The 17,863-nt window shown below is 59.2% G+C and carries 17 protein-coding genes, 1 tRNA gene and 2 pseudogenes; 6 read left to right on the top strand and 14 right to left on the bottom strand.

What is annotated here, in order from left to right; translation table 11 throughout:
• Window positions 1-85 precede the first annotated feature (85 nt).
• Window positions 86-1,048, top strand: coding sequence for a Nit6803 family nitrilase (locus tag AC3WWR_RS21675; RefSeq protein WP_020800070.1), 963 nt, complete (start codon window positions 86-88; stop codon window positions 1,046-1,048).
• Window positions 1,049-1,100: 52 nt separating this feature from the next.
• On the opposite strand, the gene AC3WWR_RS21670 is transcribed toward AC3WWR_RS21675, so the two are convergent.
• Both AC3WWR_RS21670 and AC3WWR_RS21665 read right to left on the bottom strand, forming a co-directional pair.
• Complete coding sequence (locus AC3WWR_RS21670) at window positions 1,101-1,616, bottom strand: HvfX family Cu-binding RiPP maturation protein (protein WP_454866061.1); 516 nt, start codon at window positions 1,614-1,616, stop codon at window positions 1,101-1,103.
• Between the two features lie 211 nt (window positions 1,617-1,827).
• Entirely contained in the window at window positions 1,828-2,619 is a 792-nt protein-coding gene (locus AC3WWR_RS21665; protein WP_492599049.1) for an N-acetylmuramidase domain-containing protein, read from the bottom strand.
• Window positions 2,620-2,783: 164 nt separating this feature from the next.
• Between AC3WWR_RS21665 and AC3WWR_RS21660 the strand changes: the two genes are divergently transcribed.
• A complete protein-coding gene (locus AC3WWR_RS21660; protein ID WP_492599048.1) occupies window positions 2,784-4,286 on the top strand; it encodes an aldehyde dehydrogenase family protein in 1,503 nt (500 codons plus the stop codon).
• 617 nt (window positions 4,287-4,903) lie between these two features.
• Here the strand turns inward: AC3WWR_RS21660 and AC3WWR_RS21655 are convergent.
• From AC3WWR_RS21655 to AC3WWR_RS21635, 5 genes and pseudogenes are all read right to left on the bottom strand, one after another.
• The gene (locus AC3WWR_RS21655) at window positions 4,904-5,233 is read right to left on the bottom strand and encodes a hypothetical protein (RefSeq protein ID WP_020800065.1); all 330 of its coding nucleotides are present in this window, start codon (window positions 5,231-5,233) and stop codon (window positions 4,904-4,906) included.
• A 636-nt stretch (window positions 5,234-5,869) separates the two neighbouring features.
• On the bottom strand, window positions 5,870-6,361 hold the full coding sequence (locus tag AC3WWR_RS21650; RefSeq protein WP_020800064.1) for a GNAT family N-acetyltransferase: 492 nt from the start codon (window positions 6,359-6,361) through the stop codon (window positions 5,870-5,872).
• A 50-nt stretch (window positions 6,362-6,411) separates the two neighbouring features.
• A pseudogene (locus AC3WWR_RS21645) lies at window positions 6,412-6,807 on the bottom strand (NAD(P)H-dependent oxidoreductase); the annotation flags it as partial.
• Window positions 6,783-6,938 (bottom strand): annotated as a pseudogene (locus AC3WWR_RS21640) (ArsB/NhaD family transporter); the annotation flags it as partial. The pseudogenes AC3WWR_RS21640 and AC3WWR_RS21645, both read right to left, overlap by 25 nt.
• 76 nt (window positions 6,939-7,014) lie before the next feature.
• Window positions 7,015-7,572 (bottom strand): ATP-dependent Clp protease proteolytic subunit, encoded by a 558-nt coding sequence (locus AC3WWR_RS21635; protein ID WP_020800062.1) that lies wholly within the window; start codon window positions 7,570-7,572, stop codon window positions 7,015-7,017.
• 260 nt (window positions 7,573-7,832) lie between these two features.
• On the opposite strand from AC3WWR_RS21635, the gene AC3WWR_RS21630 reads away from it, so the two are divergent.
• Window positions 7,833-8,183 (top strand): hypothetical protein, encoded by a 351-nt coding sequence (locus tag AC3WWR_RS21630; RefSeq protein WP_020800061.1) that lies wholly within the window; start codon window positions 7,833-7,835, stop codon window positions 8,181-8,183.
• A gap of 75 nt (window positions 8,184-8,258) precedes the next feature.
• Here AC3WWR_RS21630 and AC3WWR_RS21625 read toward each other — a convergent pair whose 3' ends face one another.
• The 4 genes from AC3WWR_RS21625 to AC3WWR_RS21610 form a co-directional block, all read right to left on the bottom strand.
• On the bottom strand, window positions 8,259-8,549 hold the full coding sequence (locus tag AC3WWR_RS21625; RefSeq protein ID WP_020800060.1) for a hypothetical protein: 291 nt from the start codon (window positions 8,547-8,549) through the stop codon (window positions 8,259-8,261).
• Window positions 8,550-8,668: 119 nt separating this feature from the next.
• Window positions 8,669-10,528, bottom strand: coding sequence for an ABC transporter ATP-binding protein (locus AC3WWR_RS21620; RefSeq protein WP_020800059.1), 1,860 nt, complete (start codon window positions 10,526-10,528; stop codon window positions 8,669-8,671).
• 261 nt (window positions 10,529-10,789) lie between these two features.
• Window positions 10,790-11,455, bottom strand: a complete 666-nt coding sequence (locus AC3WWR_RS21615; RefSeq protein WP_492599047.1) for a GIN domain-containing protein — start codon at window positions 11,453-11,455, stop codon at window positions 10,790-10,792.
• 93 nt (window positions 11,456-11,548) lie between these two features.
• Window positions 11,549-11,636 (bottom strand) — tRNA-Ser (locus AC3WWR_RS21610).
• 123 nt (window positions 11,637-11,759) lie between these two features.
• Here AC3WWR_RS21610 and AC3WWR_RS21605 point away from each other — a divergent pair.
• Window positions 11,760-12,431 carry a Bax inhibitor-1/YccA family protein gene (locus AC3WWR_RS21605; protein ID WP_008060078.1) on the top strand — a complete coding sequence of 224 codons (672 nt, stop codon included), beginning with the start codon at window positions 11,760-11,762 and terminating at the stop codon, window positions 12,429-12,431.
• 68 nt (window positions 12,432-12,499) lie between these two features.
• Here AC3WWR_RS21605 and AC3WWR_RS21600 read toward each other — a convergent pair whose 3' ends face one another.
• Window positions 12,500-12,937, bottom strand: a complete 438-nt coding sequence (locus AC3WWR_RS21600) for an Lrp/AsnC family transcriptional regulator (RefSeq protein ID WP_007987480.1) — start codon at window positions 12,935-12,937, stop codon at window positions 12,500-12,502.
• A gap of 136 nt (window positions 12,938-13,073) precedes the next feature.
• Between AC3WWR_RS21600 and AC3WWR_RS21595 the strand changes: the two genes are divergently transcribed.
• Window positions 13,074-13,967 carry a DMT family transporter gene (locus AC3WWR_RS21595; protein ID WP_033045090.1) on the top strand — a complete coding sequence of 298 codons (894 nt, stop codon included), beginning with the start codon at window positions 13,074-13,076 and terminating at the stop codon, window positions 13,965-13,967.
• Window positions 13,968-13,973: 6 nt separating this feature from the next.
• Here AC3WWR_RS21595 and AC3WWR_RS21590 read toward each other — a convergent pair whose 3' ends face one another.
• Window positions 13,974-14,936, bottom strand: a complete 963-nt coding sequence (locus AC3WWR_RS21590; protein WP_052024714.1) for an FUSC family protein — start codon at window positions 14,934-14,936, stop codon at window positions 13,974-13,976.
• Between the two features lie 104 nt (window positions 14,937-15,040).
• Entirely contained in the window at window positions 15,041-16,666 is a 1,626-nt protein-coding gene (locus AC3WWR_RS21585) for an NADP-dependent glyceraldehyde-3-phosphate dehydrogenase (RefSeq protein WP_492599046.1), read from the bottom strand.
• A gap of 260 nt (window positions 16,667-16,926) precedes the next feature.
• Between AC3WWR_RS21585 and AC3WWR_RS21580 the strand changes: the two genes are divergently transcribed.
• Window positions 16,927-17,814: a Dyp-type peroxidase gene (locus AC3WWR_RS21580; protein ID WP_033042825.1), complete on the top strand. Its 888-nt coding sequence runs from the start codon at window positions 16,927-16,929 to the stop codon at window positions 17,812-17,814.
• The last annotated feature ends 49 nt before the right edge of the window (window positions 17,815-17,863 follow it).

The raw sequence follows: 17,863 nt of genomic DNA, 5'->3' as shown, positions 1-17,863 counted from the left end.
GGTGGTGTATACGACATTCAAGTCACAATATTATTTTCGTAATATTTGTCTCGTTGAAACCCATTCCCTCAATGAGATCGCCGCCATGACCTTTGTCAAAGCCGCCGCCGTACAAATCAGCCCCGTGCTCCACAGCCGTGAAGGCACCGTCAACAAAGTCGTCGAGAAAATTCTCGAGCTGGGTGAGCAGGGCGTGCAGTTCGCCGTGTTTCCCGAAACCGTCGTGCCGTACTACCCGTATTTCTCGTTCGTCCAGGCGCCCTTTGCCATGGGCGCCGAACATCTCAAGCTGCTGGACCAGGCCGTGACGGTGCCGTCGGCGGCGACCGATGCCATTGGCGCTGCCGCCCGAGAGGCCGGCATGGTCGTGTCCATCGGTGTCAACGAACGAGATGGCGGTACGTTGTACAACACCCAATTGTTGTTCGACGCCGACGGCTCACTGATCCAGAGCCGCCGCAAGATCTCCCCGACTTACCATGAACGCATGATCTGGGGCATGGGCGACGGGTCCGGCCTGCGCGCCACCGACAGCGCGGTGGGGCGCATCGGCCAACTGGCGTGCTGGGAACATTACAACCCGCTGGCCCGCTACGCCTTGATGGCCGATGGCGAACAGATCCACGCCTCGATGTACCCCGGCTCGTTTGCCGGCCCGCTGTTCACCTCACAGATGGAAGTCAGTATCCGCCAGCACGCATTGGAAGCGGCGTGCTTCGTGGTCAACTCCACCGCCTGGCTCAGCCCTGAGCAACAGGCGCAGATAATGGCCGACACCGGCTGCCCGATCGGGCCGATTTCCGGCGGTTGCTACACCGCGATCATCAGCCCGGATGGCGTGGTACTGGGTGCGTTGACCGAGGGTGAAGGCGAGGTGATCGTCGACCTCGACATGAGCCTGATCGACAAGCGCAAGCGCATGATGGATTCGCGCGGCCACTACAGCCGTCCGGAACTGCTCAGCCTGCTGATCGACCGCACCCCGCATGCCCATGTGCATGAACGCAGTGCGCATCCGGAGACAGTGGAAAAGGTAGATCCACTGTAGGAGCGAGCATGCTCGCTCCTACAGTAAGGCGGTAAGGCAGTACTCCGTTGTTTCAGTGCTGGTTGCGGCGCCAGAAAATCCGGGCCAGCAACGCATCGACGCTGAACTTGCCAGGACCCGAAAGCAGCAACGGCACAAGGGCGGCGAGATAAATCAGCGGCAGCTTGAAGTTACCAAAACCTTTGTTGCTGATGGAGTAACCCTGGGCCAGTTCGCTCAAGGTCGACCAGTCTGCCGGCCAGTGCACCGCGGCGGTCGCGACGATGGTCACCACGATCAGGCTGATCGCCGAGAAGCGTGTGGCCAGGCCCACCAGCAGGGCGAGCGCGCAGATCAGCTCGACCCACATCGACAGTTCCCAATTCAGCGTGGCCGGCAGGTGGTTGAACGGGAACAGGAAGCGGTCCTGGATGTCGGCGAACCAGTTTTCGCCATTGAATTTTTCCAGGCCCGACTCGAAGAACTCCCAGGCGAGGAACACCCGCAAGGACAGTGGCGCGATCCAGCTGCCGACACGGTCAAGGTTCAGGTGCAGGCCTTTCACGGCCGATGAAATAGTGGCGTTCATGGTTGATCTCCTTCAAGACAGGGATGTCGGACCGGGGGGGCCGTTGAGAGGTATTTCATCAACCGGGTGTATCTGCGGTATGTCGTTGGCACGGGAATTTGAAGGCCTGGTGTGTCAGGGGCGGGGCTGTACACACTTTGATACGTTCAGTTCGAATGCATTTAAATGTGGGAGCGGGCCCGCTCCCACAGGGACCTTTGTGGGCATCAAGTCAGAGCGGCAACGCCAGAACCCGGCTGCGCAGATGCGCCAGCGTCTCGTCATCGAGCACCGTGGTCAGTTCCAGGCCTTCTTTGGCCTGATACAGGTTCATCGCATCCCGGGTCTGTTTGCCGACAATGCCGTCAATCGTGCCGGGGTGCCAGCCCAGGTACGTCAGGTAGGTTTGCGCGGTGCGAATCCTCAGGTCGGGCGTTCCGCCGTAAGATAACTTCTGATACGCGGCACTGAGCCGCACGTCGTAGTTGTTGATGGCGTAGTTGGGGCCGTTGTAACGACGGGCGAAGTTCGCCCAATCCTTGGCCCGTAGCGCGGCGATGGAGCCGCCACCGATCAACGTGCCGACCATACACAACAGTTGTTCGTTCTCTGACAGGACCATGCGCCTGACCATCGATTCAACGTCTGCAGAACCGGTGGAAGCGAAGTTGAACCCCATGATCTGGCCCAGCCCCCACGACGTGCTTTGCAGCGCCGCATTGCGGTCAAGCTCGATCGCCTGGTTGAGCCGGTCGTACTGGTGGTCCCCCGACGCACCATAGTTGCCAGGGCTTTTGCTGCTGATATCGGGGTGTTGTGCGTCAAACGCCTGGTGGGTCAAGCGGCTGAAGACGTGACGCTCGAAAAGGATTTTCGGACGGCGATCGGAAAAGAATCCGTTGCCGGAGGTTTCTACTGCCAGAACAGCCCACAGTTGTGCAGCGCTGACTTTGGCCAGGTCCAGGGCGTTTTCCAGACCTTCGTCGTCAAGGGCTGCGCCATGGCTTCTGAATTCGTTGCTCATGACGGCCTCCTTCGAAACAGCAAACGCGGGGGTACGCTTTAAGCGTAGGTGGGCCAGGCTGGCACCGGCGGGTTTGCGATTATCGGCGCAGGGCTGTGGCGGATGACGCTCGGCGGCTTTTGCTATACATTTTCTGCCCGCCCATTGCATGGTGATACCGCTTCATGTCTCTTGCGCTCGAACGTCTAGTCGCTGGCACGCCGATCCCTTTCGCCGGTAATCGTGTCACTGTGGTCAGCCCCGAACTGGCGGCACGCTTTGCGCCCGGTGACCACCTGTTGGTGGAGCAGGCCAGCGGCGAACTGTTGCTGATTCCGGTGGCTGACCAGCAAGCGGCAGCGGTGGCGATCGAACGTGCCGAAGCGGCGTTCAAGGCGATGTCGACGGTGTCGGACCAGGCCATCAGCGCCTTCTTCGATGAGTTTGCCCAACGCCTGGAGACGCCTGAGTGCTGGGCCTTGATCGAGGCCGCAAACCTGGCCGACATCAAGCGGGCCAAGGCTCGTGGCCGCTCGACCACGCGTTTGCTGGCAGATGAGCGCATGCGTCGCGACATGATTGCCGGCCTGCGCGCCTGGCGCGATGCATCGGCCACCCGCGGCAAAGTGATCAGTTGCGTTGAGCACGACGGCTGGAAAGTCGAACAGGTGGTCTCGCCGCTGGGTATCGTCGCGTTCGTCTTCGAGGGCAGGCCGAATGTCTTCGCCGATGCCGCCGGTGTGTTGCGCACCGGTAACACCGCGGTGCTGCGTATTGGCAGCGACGCGTTGGGCACGGCCCAGGCCATCGTCACTCACGCATTGAACCCGGCATTGAACGCCACCGGATTACCAGCCGGTGCGGTGTCGTTGGTGGAAAGCGTCAATCACGCCGCCGGGTGGGCGATGTTCGCCGACCGCCGTCTGTCCCTGGCCGTCGCCCGTGGTTCGGGGCGCGCCGTCAGTCAATTGGGCAGCATCGCGCAACAGGCCGGCACCGCCGTCAGCCTCCATGGCACCGGTGGTGCCTGGTTGATCGCCGACATCGACGCAGATGCCACGCGCTTCGCCGCTGTGGTGCGCAACTCCCTGGACCGCAAGGTCTGCAACACCCTGAACGTCTGCCTTATCCAGCGCGACCGCGCCGCTGACCTGGTGCCGCTGTTTCTCGATGCGCTGCAACAGGCAGGCAAGGCACGGGGGCAGGGCTGCAAGTTGCACATCGTGGAAGGCAGCGAAGCGTTCCTGCCGGCGGATTGGCAAACCGCCAGCGTCGAGGTCTACCGCGCCGAAGGCTACCGCACCGAAGCACTGGCCGAAGCGTTGCCGGAAGATCAACTGGGTCGCGAGTGGGAGTGGGAAGAAACCCCCGAAGTCAGCCTGAAGATCGTCGACGACCTGGACAGCGCCATCGCCTTGTTCAATCGCTACAGCCCGCAGTTCACCGTGTCGCTGCTCAGCGAAGCTGCAGCGACTCAGGAACGCTTCTACAACGCGGTCAACGCGCCTTTTGTCGGCAACGGGATCACCCGTTGGGTCGATGGTCAGTACGCACTCAACAAGCCGGAGCTGGGCCTGTCGAATTGGGAGAGCGGGCGGCTATTTGCGCGCAGTGCAATTCTTTCAGGTGATGGTGTGTTCACCATTCGCAGTCGCATGACCCAAATAGATCTGGGCATCAAACGCTAAAAAAGGCCTGTCGCAGCATCTTTATATTGTTCGAACGTGAGAGGCACCTTTACGGTTTTCTCTGCAAAAGGTGGGGTTGTCTACTGTCAAGTTTGACAGTAGACGCGCCATGCTTTTCGCCGACTTAATAAAGCTCCGGGGCTGAACCCGTGTAGTCACCATGGAAATCAGTCATCCCACTGCCTGACGAATCCCCAGGTTCCGACGATTTTAAGGGTGAGCTATTAATCGACGGCGACCCGTCGACCCCCTTCTGATATCTGCCGATGAAAAGAACTTGATGGTGTATGGGGGGCTTCTCATACGTCTGCTGAAAAATGGTCAACCTGATCCGAGTTTCAACGGGGTAAATATTACGTAGATACCCGACATTCGGAATATCCATCAGTCATCCTTCGCATGGTGCAAGTTTGTGAGGATAAACTTGTGTTGTCGGGCAACGCCAACGTGAACGGTGAGCGTGTCGTCATGTTTACGTGTTTCTTCTCAATGGAAAACTGGACACGGGTTACGGGCAAAACGGACTGCTGCTTCGCTACCTTGCTTGATTTTACGTAGTAAACAAAAAAGTCCCCGCTCAAAAAACTTGAGAGGGGACTTCTTATGGCTATGGATTATCAGTAGAACCGGTCAATCACCCGAACTTCGTTCTGGCCCTGCAGCGAGTCCCAGGCCTGTTTCAGCGTTTGCAGGACATTACCGATGAAGTCCTTGTCGGCAGCGGCCTTCTTGCCAACATAGCCATGGCCGCGACGGTACATTTTCAGTCGGGCCAGCAGGTTCTGGTTGTTCTGGTCGAACTCCGCTTCATGGGCATGTGGCGACAGGCAGTCGATATGCACCTGGCCCGATTTGCTGATCCACAGGATATGGCTGTCGTGACTGTCTTTTTGCGCCGCGAACATGCGAGCCAGCTCTTCGATAGTCGGTTGATTGTTCAGATTCATGATAAAGCCCCCTTGACCATTTGGTGATCTTTCAAAGTTGATTCGCTAATACATGTAGCCCATCGGTTAGTTGATCCCTGGCACCGAAACCAGGACGTCAGCAGTCGTCCGCCGAAATCGACGGGGTCCCGCGTCTGTTGCATGTAGTCGTGTTGAATAACTGCTACGCAATAGCGTCACAACGAAGAGAAGCGGCGATAACCTTTGGCCCCTGCCGACGTTTTCAGGGTCGGCCACAAGCATCATGAGGATGGATCGCCAGCGCTTCTCGCCCTTGTACTGGACGTTCAGGCCAGGTCAGCTTCTTCAATCTGCCTTGTGGGCAGCGTGTATCCGGAAAAAACAGCTCGGCGGTCAGACGAGCTTGCTCAAGCGTGTTACCAGTACTCCCGATCGGGGAGATGTCTGCATCATGCAAGGGCAAATCGAAGGCGTCAACGGTTTTGTAGTGAATATTTTTAGTCACTACATATTGTCTGACAAAGCCGATTTGGAATTAGGCGGGAGGTCTTTCTCTCCCCCCGTGTAGGAGCGAGCATGCTCGCGATGGAGGACAACGATGACGCGGGGAGCCTGACACCCCGCGCTGCCCTGAGGTTTTTCGCGAGCATGCTCGCTCCTACAGGGACAGGGGGCTTACGCTTTCTCAAAACAGTAAACAGTGCACGGCAACCCCTGGATGTACAGTTGATGAGCGCTGAACCGGTTTTGCGTCGCCTCAGGAATCACCGCCGCCCAGAACAGCCGTGCCGGCTGGTTCGCCTCGACATGGAAAATTTGCCATCGACCGGGGAGTCGGTTCAACAGGGTGGACACGACAAACCTGGCGACGCCCTGGCCACGAAAGCCCCGACTGACGAACAGATAACCGATGTTGTAGCGGGCATCGGGCACGTGGATTTCGTCATCCACGGTGACGAACCCGGCCAACTCCCCATCGACCCGGATCAGAAATGCCTGGGTCGCGGGTTTTCGCCAGTAGTCCGAGAGGGGCAGGATATTGAAGAAGCCATGCTCACCCAGCTTCAGCGGCACCCACTCGCTGAAATCATAGGTGTAGAACTGCATCAGGTTTTCAATGGTCTGCAGTTCGTCGCGTTGGGCCGCGTGCAGTTCAATCGAGATCATCTGAAAGGTTCCCGCCGATGGCTGTGCATGACAGGTCATTATGGCCGAAGAAGCTGATTGACCACGTTGAACGTCTGCGAGCCGCCACACACCTGCATCACTGCAAGCGTCTTGCCCTGGGTGGGGCGAACGGCACCGAGTTCCAGGGGAACCCAGTCGATCTGCGCCTTGAACAAGGCCGACATCGCGCCATGGCGTTCCGGCGAACACCCGACCTGGCCTTTGGACCACTGCAACAGTTCGCGCAGCTCCTGGACTTTGGGGTGGGCGGCAGGAGCATCGTCGGGCAGCGGCAAACTGGACGGATTGAAGATGCGCGTCTCTGCGCCGAAATGCTCCAGCAGGCGCGCGGCTTCTTCGACCAGCAGGCGGCTGAACGAGCGTTCGCGGGTCGAGCCGTACAACAGCAGGATGTGTGGATACCAACCTTGAAGTAGTAGCCCCAGGTGATGCGCATGTCCTTGCGTTCGAGCACGTGCAGCCAGAGGAGGGTGGCGAGACTGCCGATGGGGGTGATCTTCGGGCCGAGGTCACAGCCGATGATGTTGGCGTAGATCATCGCCTTGCGAATCAGTCCGTCCGCGCCCAGGGGTTCAGCAACAGGCAGCATCGCGCACGGGACGCCCGTCCATGGCGGAACCATTGCACCCGGTTCATCCACCGCTGACTTTCCAATGCTTGACATCGTCAGCGAACATCATCTGCTTCATCTCATGGGCAATGCCATAGGCCAGGGATTCGTGTGCAGCGATGACTTTTTCTTCCGCCGAAAGGCAATGGAAAATGTCGAGCTTGGTCTCTGCCTCAGCCGTTTCGAGGGTGAAAATCTGCACGTAACGCGCAAGGTCGTTATCAAGGCTCGACAGGTATTCGCGCAGGCGCTGGTGGTCGACCGATTTCTGGCTGAAGTACCAGTTCATCGGGTGGATCAGGAAGCGTGAGTGAGGGGAGGTGATGCGCCGGCCTGCCGCCAGGAACATGATGATGCCCATGGATTCGATGTTACCCGCGTTGATTGCGCACAGCGGTACCGGCAGTGACTTCAGGAACGTATAGAGGGTGAATCCAAAGTTGGTGCTACCGCCGCTCGTAGACAGATTGAGGAGTAGGGAGGTGGCGCCTTCATCGATGGCTTCGAGGCAACAGTCCCGGAAGCGTTCAGTCGTTCCCTGATCGATCTGGCAATGAAAATGCACGATATGTTCAGTCATCGATAGACTACCTGGATGATGCCTGGAGGACTTCCACGCGTTATCAAGTCTAGTAAACATCGAGCGGTTGATCTTGAAACCCTCGCAGATTGCCGCTCTATCCGATGCTCGCCATCCATCGAATGAGCGCAATTCCAATTGAACCAAATGCCCGGATCCACTCGTCGCAAGTACGATAATTCGGTTCAAACTTTCTGTTTTGTGCGTCCTCCGACGTATACGGGCCCAAGCTCGTACCAACGATGCAGAGGTGAATGAAAATGGCCAATACAGGAAATAAAAATCCCGGCAGCGACTGGGACAAGACCAATGAAGCCGGTAAAAAAGGTGGTCAGGCTTCCGGCGGGCAACAATCGCGCGATAACGATCGCATGTCCGGAGGCGGGCAAGGCAATCGCGGAGGCGAATTTGCCGATGATAAGGAAAATATGACCAAGCCAGGCCAGAAAGGCGGCCAGGCTTCAGGCGGACAACAAGGCAACAGGGCTGACCAATCGTCCAGCACTGGGCAAGGAAGCGGACGCGGCGGTAATTTTGCCGATGATCGCGATAAGTCTGATATGGGACGCAAAGATGACGGGATGAGCGGAGGTGGAGGACGCAAACCCTGATGCTGTCTGAATCATCAAGCCCCGATTTTTTCGGGGCTTGATTTCGATAGGATTGAGATCAGTCGCAAGGACGCGCTAATTGATCTGCACAATCACCGGACCTTCCGTCACGATCGGCGGGTTCGCGTGGATATTCGATGCATTTTTCTGAATCCATTCGCGTGCAACTTTCAAGCTCGCATCGCTGCCGGCCTTGTCCGTGCAAACCGTCACTGAGGTCCCACCATCCCCGGTATTGAGCAGTGTGTAGCTGACGAGGCCAGGCACTGTCCGCAGGAGCGCTTCGACGTCGGTCTGGCGCTGTTCCAAAAGGTCGAAAAGCTGTTTGGCTCCTGCACCGAGGTAGGTTCTTATTACCGCATACATGATCGTCTCCTTTGGGAGTACCCAGGTTTCAATTCTCCCCGATTCATTAAGCTTAGCCACAGGCCGGTGGCAGGCGAGATGCTACGACCATCGGCGGCGTTCGCTCTCGCCATTCACTCTCACGCCTGATCCATCGCCTCAGCCACCCCCTGATCCTCTCCCAGGAAACCACCACTTTGATGCTGCCACAGCCGCGCGTAGGTGCCGTTTTTTGCCAGCAATTGCGCATGGGTACCCTGTTCGATGATACGTCCCTCGTCCATGACAATGAGTCGATCCATGGCCGCAATCGTCGACAGCCGATGGGCGATGGCGATGACGGTCTTGCCCTGCATCATTTCATCGAGGCTTTCCTGGATGGCGACTTCAACTTCAGAATCCAGGGCACTCGTGGCCTCGTCCAACAACAGAATTGGCGCGTTCTTGAGCATCACCCGGGCGATGGCAATGCGTTGGCGCTGGCCGCCCGAGAGCTTGATGCCGCGCTCACCCACCAGGGTGTCATAGCCGCTATGGCCTTGCCGATCACTCAGTTGGCTGATGAAACCGTCGGCTTGGGCATTAATCGCGGCGCTGCGCACCTGGGCGTCGGTCGCGTCCGGGCGGCCGTAGGCGATGTTGTCGCGAATCGAGCGGTGCAGCAGGGACGTATCCTGGGTGACCATGCCGATAGCGGCCCGCAGACTGTCTTGTGTCACCTGAGCGATGTTTTGCCCGTCGATGCGAATCTCACCGCTGTCGACGTCATAGAAGCGCAGCAGCAGATTGATCAGCGTCGATTTGCCTGCGCCGGAACGGCCCACCAGGCCGATTTTTTCGCCTGGGTGGATAGTCAGGCTCAATCCGTCGAGCACCTGGCGTTCACCGTTGTAGTTGAAGCTCACGTTGTCAAAGGTCACCGCGCCGCCAGAGGGCACCAGTACGCCAGCGTTCGGCGCGTCCTGCACCTTGGGACCTCGGGTCAGGGTTGCCATGCCATCCTGCACGGTGCCGATGCTTTCGAACAGCGAAGCCATCTGCCACATGATCCAGTGCGACATGCCATTGATACGCAACGCCATGGCCGTAATTGCCGCCACCGCTCCCGCGCCGACCTCGCCCTGGTGCCAGAGCCACAGGGCATAGCCGCCAGCGGCCATGATCAACATCACCACCAGCGCCTGGTTGACGATCTCGAACTGGCTGACCAGGCGCATCTGGCGGAAGCCGGTTTGCTTGAAGTCCTCCATTGCCGCGCGCGCAAAATGCGCTTCACGATTGGAGTGCGAGAACAGTTTCACGGTGGTGATGTTGCTATAGGCATCTGAAATACGCCCCGTCATCGACGATCGCGCATGGGCCTGTTCCTGCCCGACTCGCCCCAGCCGCGGCACAAAGTACAGCATGGCCAGCCCGAACAACGCGACCCAGGCAATAAAAGGCAGCATGAGTTTCAGGGCGAAGCCGCCGGCCAGTGCGATGATCGCAATGAAATAAACGCCAATTCCGGGTGCGATTTCGATAAGGGTGAACAGGACTTCGCGCACGCCCAGTGCAGTCTGCATCACCTTGGTGGTGACCCGACCGGAGAACTCATCGGAAAAGAACGAAAGGCTTTGCCGCAGCATCAGTCGATGGAAGTCCCAGCGCAGCCGCAACGGCAGGTTGATGGCCAATATCTGGTGCTGCACCATGGTACGTAGCGCCACCAGCCCAATGCTGGTGACCAACACTGTCGCGATACCCCACAGCACAGAACTTTCCTGCCCGTTCGCATCGCCACCGGCCTGCCAGGTCGAGAGCAGGTCCACGACCTGCCCAAGAAAGGAAAATAACCAGGCTTCGTAGATCGACACACTGGCACTGAGCAGCGCCAACGCAAGGATATAACCGCGGGCGCCGCGCGTGCAGGCCCACAGGAACCGCATCAGGCCGACAGGCGGCGGCGGTGCTTCGTCGGGAGGGAATGGATCGAGCCTTCGTTCAAACACGCGAAGCATTGTGATCTCCGAAATGATCTGGGTAAGCGGATTTTGCCATTGAGTGGCTGCTTTGAGGGTTTGCGGGCAGCCGTCGTATCCGCCACCGCCAGACTAACGGTGCCGGGGGATGCAGGGGGCCCGCGTCTAAAGCGCTCGGTTGAACTTTTACAGATGTAAGGCTGTGAAGGGTGTAAAGGAGTGTAAAAGGAGGGGGGCCACAAACGGAACAATTCGTCCCGTTTTCCATCAAGCGGAGAGTGGCCTGTTCATTCCTGTCGTTTACAAACACTCAGAGGTTGAAATTTTGCTGGCGTAGGCGCCTGTGGCGCTGTTGTCGACCTGAGCCGATGGACTCACAGACATACGTGCGCCGGCAGACAGGTTGCCGTTGATCCGGGGGATATGGCACAGGGACGATGCCGCCCCCATGCTCATGCGCACCTTGGCCACATCCGCAATGAAGGGCAACGGTTTTTTGTTGAAGGTGCTGCCCATCGCCAGGTCAAGGACCAGTTCACCCGTCTTGCCCTCGATCTGGATGTCAGTGCCCATGCTGCCTGCCACCGTCAGCCTGGACGGATCGACGGCACAGGCAGGTGCCACGATTTTTACCCCTGCTTTTCCCGTCAACCCCGTCAGTGGCGCGCTGGTATATAGCGTGATATCCAGGGTAGGGGAGACGACGCGAACATGTTTCGCTGCGTCATTCACCAGAAATAACGCCTTGTTGTCTGTCGTCACCTGGAGCTTGTTCAGCGTATCGGCAGAGCCTGAGACCACCATTGATGACGTTGCAGCGCATTTGATCGACAGGTTCACTCCCTGCCGGACCTCAACACTGCTGAATGCGGTCAGCGCAAAGGTTTTTTCGGCGGCCAGTGCAGCGCAGCTGGTCGTGCTGGCCAGCAGCATAAGCATCAGCTTCATCGTGTCCATGTTGTTCATGCAACCTCCTTGTTTTACAGAAGTACCGAAAGGGAAATCCAAATCCCAGAAACGACAAAGCCCTGAATAATCAGGGCTTTGTCATACATAAGATGGCGGAGGCGATGGGATTCGAACTCATGGACCTGTTACAGTCGACGGTTTTCAAGACCGTTGCCTTAAACCACTCGGCCACACCTCCGTTTGTGTTGCGGGCGCCATAATACCTGAATGAAACACACTGTCAAACTCTCTGCATAGCTTGTTACAGGGCGTCTGTTATGATCTTTGCGACTGAACGTTTCAAACCAACAGGAGTGTCGCCATGCGCGAACAGGATTACGCAGTGAACAACAGCGTGCAGGCTGAGCAGCTAGAGGTTAGCCGCGTCCTGCGCAACACATACGGCTTGCTGGCTCTGACGCTCGCCTTCAGTGGTGTGATGGCGTACGTTGCCCAGCAGATGCGTGTCGGCTACCCGAACATTTTCGTGGTGCTGATCGGCTTCTACGGCCTTTTCTTCCTCACCAACAAGCTTCGTGATTCCGCCTGGGGCCTGGTGTCGGCCTTTGCCCTGACCGGTTTCATGGGTTTCCTGCTCGGCCCGATCCTCAACCGTTACCTGGGCATGCAGGGCGGCGCCGAAGTGGTTAGCTCGGCCTTTGCCATGACCGCACTGGTATTCGGTGGCCTGTCGGCTTATGTGCTGATCTCGCGCAAGGACATGAGTTTCCTCAGTGGCTTCATCACGGCGGGTTTCTTCGTGTTGCTGGGTGCGGTGGTTGCGAGCTTCTTCTTCCAGATCAGCGGCCTGCAACTGGCGATCAGCGCGGGCTTCGTGCTGTTTTCCTCGGTCTGCATCCTGTTCCAGACCAGCGCCATCATCCACGGCGGCGAGCGTAACTACATCATGGCCACCATCAGCCTGTATGTATCGATCTACAACCTGTTCATCAGCTTGTTGCAGCTGTTTGGCATCATGAGCCGCGATGATTGATCGCCAGCCATGATTGAAAAAACCCGCTTCGGCGGGTTTTTTTTTGTTCTTGGCAAATGTACCGGCGGCTAGGCCATTGGCGGCAGGCGCCGCTTGACCGGGGTTTTCTTGACGATGGCGGTGTTGGTTTCGGCGTGAGTGTTGAGGCGGTCGAGTAGGGTGTCCAGTTGTTCCATCGAGCGTACATGAAGGCGGGCGATGAAGCAGTCGTCACCGGTGACCTTGTCGCATTCGGTGAACTCGGGAATCGCCATGATCTGCCGTTCCACTTCCTGCAACTGGCCGGGCAGCGGGCGAATGCGCACGATGGCCTGCAGCTGATAACCGAAGCATTTCGGGTCGATTTCCACGGTATAGCCCTTGAGCACACCGCGCTCTTCAAGACGCCGCAGGCGCTCGGCAACGCTGGGTGAGGACAGGCCGCTGATTTGCGCCAGGGCCTTGAGCGAACGTCGTGAGTCTTCCATCAAGGCGGTGATCAGCACCTGGTCGATGTCATCGGTCATGGCGAAAACCTCTATTAGGCAGTTTTGCGAAATCGCCTTCGCATAAAAGGCAGATTCGAAGTTTAGCCTGCTTTTTGCGCTGGAGCAGCCCCCGGTCGATTGGCATACTTTGCCCATCAACCACAGGAGTCTGATGATGGACAACTCAATACGTCGCGGCTCGTTCGAAATGACCGCCGCCATGCTGATCTCCGGGACCATCGGCTGGTTCGTGCTGGTGTCCGGGCAACCGGTGCTGGACGTGGTGTTCTGGCGCTGCCTGTTCGGGGCCGGTGCGCTGCTGCTGATTTGCGCGGCGTTCGGCTTTCTTCGCCCTGGCATCCTCACCCGTACCACCTTCCTGTTGGCGGTGCTCAGCGGTGTGGCGATCGTCGGCAACTGGGTGTTGTTGTTCGCCTCTTATTCCCGGGCTTCGATAGCCATCGGTACGGCGGTCTACAACGTCCAGCCGTTCATGCTGGTGGGGCTGGCGGCGGTGTTCCTCAACGAGAAAATCACCCTGCAGAAACTGGCATGGCTGGGCGTTTCGTTTCTCGGCATGCTGGCGATTGTCAGCGCACATGGCGGGGAGGGCGAGAGCGGTAACGAGTACCTGATAGGGATCGTCCTGGCCTTGGGCGCCGCGTTCCTCTATGCGATTGCCGCGTTGATCATCAAGCGCCTGACCGGTACGCCACCGCATCTGATTGCGTTGGTCCAGGTCAGCACCGGCGTATTGCTGCTTGCGCCATTCGCGCACTTTTCGGCCCTGCCGCAGGAACCGAGTGCCTGGGGCAGCCTCGTCACCTTGGGCATCGTGCACACTGGCGTGATGTACGTGCTGTTGTACGGCGCGATCCAGAAATTGCCGACGGCATTGACCGGCGCGCTGTCGTTCATCTACCCGATCGCGGCGATTTTCGTCGACTGGTTTGCCTTCGGCCATCGCCTGGAACCGCTGCAATGGATCGGGGTGGCCGCAATCCTGCTGGCCGCGGCCGGCATGCAGCAGGGCTGGAGCTTGAAATTGCGGCGCACCGTTACCTCGTAAGGCGTTTCAGATGTTCCAGCGCGGCGCCGTCCTGGCCAGTCGCTGGCGCATCTCGCCAATGTTGGCAAGCAGTTGCTCAGTCAACAAGCGGTAACCGTCCAGGGCGTTGTAGACCGGCACATCGAGCCTGACCATCGGTAGCGCCACGGGGCGCTCCAGCCGGTGGGGGACGCCGGACTTGAGCGCCCGGGCCATGGCAATCAGTTGCACGCGAATCAGTCGATGCTCTGCCTTCAAGGCCGACTGCAGGTCGCCGGCATCCGGTCGGGTATTGCCCAGTATCTCAAGGGTGCTGACACACAGGCGCAGTTGACGTTGAATGGCATCGAGTTCGGTCATGGAAATCTTCACTTCCTTGGACACCGATGGCATCAGGGAGCGCAGTTGCACCATCACGGTGTTCAGTCGCCCCATCAGCCTGAGGTGTTCGTCGCCAGTCACCGATTGGCCGGTGATGATACGACTGTAGACCGCCGCGCAATCACGCAGCGCATCTGCCAGGTTGTACCGCCAGGAATAGACCGCATAGAGCGGCAGGGCGAAGGAAAATGCCAGGGCCAGGGCAATGCCGATCAGGATATCCACCCCACGCCACAACCCGTCAGTGACCGGATTGTCACCATGCCCGGCGACGATGAATACGGTGATACCGGCCAGCAGCGCGGTGTATCCGCCTTTGCCGATGGCATGGTACGAGAAGAATCCGCACACCACCGCCATGGCGAAATAGGTCAGCCACGGCATGCCGAGCCAGGACTGTTGCACCACCAGGACCAGGCCGATAGCCGCCCCGACCAGGGTGCCGATGGCCCGTTCGGCGGCTTTCTTGCCGATGTTGCCATGGTGCTGCAAGCCGCCGATCACCACCAGCATCGTCACTGAGGCCCACTCGCCGTGGGGCAGGTGGATGCCGGTGGTCAGCAGGATCGTCGCCAGCAACCCGAGCGACACGCGCACGGCATGGATCATCCGCGCGTGGCGATAGCGCTGGTACGGGTCCAATAGCGGACGCAGTAACCGGCGCAGTAGCGGTGGCAGGCGAAGAGCCGTGGATGCGCTCAGGTCGGCTCTCCTCAGAAGATGTAGTCAGTGGTCAGGAAGCTTGAACTGCGGCCACTGATGATCTCGCTGATGAGATCCTTGTTGGTCTCCTGGAATTTGGTCGCCACCAGCGTGCGAATCGAAAACACCCGCAGGGCGTCGTGCACCGACAGCGTGCCCTCGGCGGAGTTTTTCCGGCCATTGAACGGGTAGGTGTCCGGGCCGCGCTGGCATTGGGCGTTGAGGTTGATGCGCCCGACCTGGTTGGCGAAGGTGTCGACCAGTCGACCGACCGCCACCGGGTTCGTGCCGAAGATACTCAGTTGCTGGCCGAAGTCCGATTCGAGGACGTAGTCGATCACCGTGTCCAGGTGACGATAGGGCACGATCGGCACCACCGGGCCGAACTGTTCTTCCTGGTAGACCCGCATCTGCGGCGTCACCGGATACAACACGGCGGGGTAGAAGAACGATGCGCGCGCCTCGCCGCCATTGGGGTTGACCACTTTCGCGCCCTTGCCCACGGCATCGGCCACCAGCGAGTGCAGGTAATCGACCTTGCCCGATTCCGGCAAAGGTGTCAGCGCCACGCCACCGTCCCACGGCATGCCGGGTTTGAGCGTGGCCAGTCTGGCGTTGAATTTCTCGATGAAGGCCTCGACCACGTCTTCGTGGACAAACAGGATCTTCAGGGCGGTGCAGCGCTGGCCGTTGAATGACAGGGAGCCGGTGAGCGCTTCAGTCACCGCATTGTCCAGGTCCACTTCCGGCAGGACGATCCCGGGGTTTTTCGCGTCGAGTCCCAATGCCGCGCGCAAGCGGTGAGGGCGCGGGTGCAATTTCTTCAGGTCGCTGGCGGCCTTGTTGGTGCCGATGAAGGCAAAGATATCGATGTTACCGCTGGCCATCAGCGCACTGACCGTCTCACGCCCGCTGCCGTAGATCACGTTGATCACCCCGGCCGGGAAGCTGTCCCGGAAGGCCTCCAGCAACGGGCGAATCAGCAGCACGCCAAGCTTGGCCGGCTTGAACACTACGGTATTGCCCATGATCAGCGCCGGGATCAGCGTGGTGAAGGTTTCGTTCAGCGGGTAGTTGTAGGGCCCCATGCACAGCGCCACGCCCAGCGGTACGCGACGGATCTGACCGAGAGTGTCCTGCTCGAGTTCGAAGCGGCTGGAGCGGCGGTCGAGTTCCTTGAGGGCGTTGATGGTGTCGACGATGTAGTCGCAGGTACGGTCGAACTCTTTTTCCGAATCCTTGAGGTTCTTGCCGATTTCCCACATCAGTAGCTTCACCACCGCGTCGCGCTGTTCACGCATGCGCCCCAGGAAGGTCTCGACATGCTGGATGCGCTCGGCCACGCGCATGGTCGGCCACAAACCCTGGCCGCGGTCATAGGCACGCACGGCGGCGTCGAGGGCGGTCAAGGCGGTGGCGGCATCCAGCAACGGCGTGCTGCCGAGGATGACCTGTTCATCGCCGCCAGGGCCGCTCAGGTAAACCGGGCTGCGCACCTGGGCGAGTGGACCTGGCCAGGTTTTCAACACGCCATCGACCAGGTACTCGCGTTGTTCGGTCTGGCCGTCGAGACGGTATTTTTCCGGGATGCTGCCGGCGTCGGGAAACAGGTTGCCAAGAATCTGTGCGGTCGTCATGTCGCTACCCCGTGTGTAATGTCAGCCGTGCGCTTATGGCTAGCCGTTGAAGAATCCAGTTCAAGGGTTATACGCCTTGTTGATGAGTTTTTTTAACTGCAATCGAGCGCTGATGGGCAGAATAGAGGGGTGAAGGTGTGATTATTGTGCTTCAAGCGTAGACCGCAATCGGCGTTGGGGTGAAACGCGATCTTTTGACTTGGGAGCACACAATGGCTGGTGCCGAGGTTAAACTCCGCGCTCTTTCATAAGGAGTTCACATGAGTCACTACCAGCCGGGCATTCTTGCCACCCCTGTTCCGCCTCTCGCCCGTCACATGTTCTTCGCCCTGGAATCGGCCGCGGCGCTGCCGGCTGCGTTGGACAAGCTGACGCAACTGGTGGATGGCAAATCGGCGGTGGTCGGCTTCGGTGAGTCCCTGGTCAAGGCCCTCGGCGGGCATGTCGAAGGCTTGCGGGCGTTTCCAGCGCTGAGCGGTGTCGGCGTCGACAATCCGTCGACGCAACAGGCACTCTGGTGCTGGTTGCACGGTACCGACCGTGGCGAACTGCTTAACCGCAGCCACGCCTTCGAAGCAGCGTTGGCCCCGGCCCTGCGCCTGGTGCAAGTGACCGAGGGTTTCCGTCACCGTGACGGCCATGACCTGACCGGTTACGAAGACGGCACTGAAAACCCCCGTGACGAAGCCGCCGCGGCCGCCGCGCTGGTGGGTGAGGGCGCCGAAGGCATGGTGGGCGGCAGCTTCGCCGCGCTCCAGCAGTGGCAGCATGACCTCAAGGGCTTTCGCGCGATGGCGTCCCATGAGACGGATGACATCATGGGACGTCGCCTGAGCGATAACGAAGAACTCGACGACGCACCGATCTCGGCCCACGTCAAACGCACCGCCCAGGAGAGCTTTGCCCCTGAGGCGTTCGTGGTTCGCCGCTCGATGCCATGGATCGAAGGCGAGCGAGCCGGGTTGATGTTCCTGGCCTTCGGTTTTTCCCTCGACGCCTTCGAAGTCCAGCTGCGCCGCATGAGCGGCCTGGAAGACGGAATCACTGACGGCTTGTACCGCATCAGCCGGCCGATCACCGGCGGCTACTACTGGTGCCCGCCGCTGAAGGATGGTCGTTTGGATCTGCGGGCCATGCGCATCGGCTGAGTAAAAGCAAAAGATCGCAGCCTTCGGCAGCTCCTACAGGTGGAACGCA

The sequence above is a fragment of the Pseudomonas sp. EB271-G4-1 genome (genome assembly GCF_058791355.1).
This window is presented reverse-complemented; position numbering and strand designations above follow the sequence as displayed.

What these genes read in the sequence shown, in the direction of transcription:
- AC3WWR_RS21625 (WP_020800060.1), bottom strand. Translation starts at nt 8,549, where the DNA reads ATGTATGCGGTAATAAGAACCTACCTCGGTGCAGGAGCCAAACAGCTT.
- AC3WWR_RS21605 (WP_008060078.1), top strand. Translation starts at nt 11,760, where the DNA reads ATGCGCGAACAGGATTACGCAGTGAACAACAGCGTGCAGGCTGAGCAG.
- AC3WWR_RS21630 (WP_020800061.1), top strand. Translation starts at nt 7,833, where the DNA reads ATGGCCAATACAGGAAATAAAAATCCCGGCAGCGACTGGGACAAGACC.
- AC3WWR_RS21655 (WP_020800065.1), bottom strand. Translation starts at nt 5,233, where the DNA reads ATGAATCTGAACAATCAACCGACTATCGAAGAGCTGGCTCGCATGTTC.
- AC3WWR_RS21650 (WP_020800064.1), bottom strand. Translation starts at nt 6,361, where the DNA reads ATGATCTCGATTGAACTGCACGCGGCCCAACGCGACGAACTGCAGACC.
- AC3WWR_RS21590 (WP_052024714.1), bottom strand. Translation starts at nt 14,936, where the DNA reads ATGATCCATGCCGTGCGCGTGTCGCTCGGGTTGCTGGCGACGATCCTG.
- AC3WWR_RS21615 (WP_492599047.1), bottom strand. Translation starts at nt 11,455, where the DNA reads ATGAACAACATGGACACGATGAAGCTGATGCTTATGCTGCTGGCCAGC.
- AC3WWR_RS21620 (WP_020800059.1), bottom strand. Translation starts at nt 10,528, where the DNA reads ATGCTTCGCGTGTTTGAACGAAGGCTCGATCCATTCCCTCCCGACGAA.
- AC3WWR_RS21665 (WP_492599049.1), bottom strand. Translation starts at nt 2,619, where the DNA reads ATGAGCAACGAATTCAGAAGCCATGGCGCAGCCCTTGACGACGAAGGT.
- AC3WWR_RS21600 (WP_007987480.1), bottom strand. Translation starts at nt 12,937, where the DNA reads ATGACCGATGACATCGACCAGGTGCTGATCACCGCCTTGATGGAAGAC.
- AC3WWR_RS21595 (WP_033045090.1), top strand. Translation starts at nt 13,074, where the DNA reads ATGGACAACTCAATACGTCGCGGCTCGTTCGAAATGACCGCCGCCATG.
- AC3WWR_RS21580 (WP_033042825.1), top strand. Translation starts at nt 16,927, where the DNA reads ATGAGTCACTACCAGCCGGGCATTCTTGCCACCCCTGTTCCGCCTCTC.
- AC3WWR_RS21660 (WP_492599048.1), top strand. Translation starts at nt 2,784, where the DNA reads ATGTCTCTTGCGCTCGAACGTCTAGTCGCTGGCACGCCGATCCCTTTC.
- AC3WWR_RS21675 (WP_020800070.1), top strand. Translation starts at nt 86, where the DNA reads ATGACCTTTGTCAAAGCCGCCGCCGTACAAATCAGCCCCGTGCTCCAC.
- AC3WWR_RS21670 (WP_454866061.1), bottom strand. Translation starts at nt 1,616, where the DNA reads ATGAACGCCACTATTTCATCGGCCGTGAAAGGCCTGCACCTGAACCTT.
- AC3WWR_RS21585 (WP_492599046.1), bottom strand. Translation starts at nt 16,666, where the DNA reads ATGACGACCGCACAGATTCTTGGCAACCTGTTTCCCGACGCCGGCAGC.
- AC3WWR_RS21635 (WP_020800062.1), bottom strand. Translation starts at nt 7,572, where the DNA reads ATGACTGAACATATCGTGCATTTTCATTGCCAGATCGATCAGGGAACG.